Annotated in this window: 1 protein-coding gene; it reads right to left on the reverse strand. The window is 36.0% G+C overall.

Annotation, left to right across the window (positions count from 1 at the left end; genetic code table 11):
- Positions 1–113: group II intron maturase-specific domain-containing protein (locus L8D11_RS06115; protein WP_369127287.1), on the reverse strand; the 113-nt coding region annotated here is incomplete at its 3' end.
- Between the last annotated feature and the right edge of the window lie 140 nt (positions 114–253).

Raw genomic sequence — 253 nt, forward strand, 5'->3', positions numbered from 1 at the left:
CGAATCCACCCATCCAGATGTTTCATAGGCTTAGGAAAATCAGCCACTTTAAAGTAGTGGAACCAACCTCTAGAACCATGATTAAGTTCTCTAACCACAGTATCAAATTTCACACCTCTGCTTCTTTAAAAGACCATTGCATAATAGGCAGAAAGAAACATATATGATAGAATGAAAAGATAAGTACATACGAAAGAGGAGGCAAAATGTCATTTTTAGTAAGAGAAGCAGAAGAACGTATAGAGAAGAGTAA

Origin of the sequence: Candidatus Bandiella numerosa (genome assembly GCF_021811875.1) — a bacterium.
Classification (GTDB): domain Bacteria; phylum Pseudomonadota; class Alphaproteobacteria; order Rickettsiales; family Midichloriaceae; genus Aquirickettsia; species Aquirickettsia numerosa_A.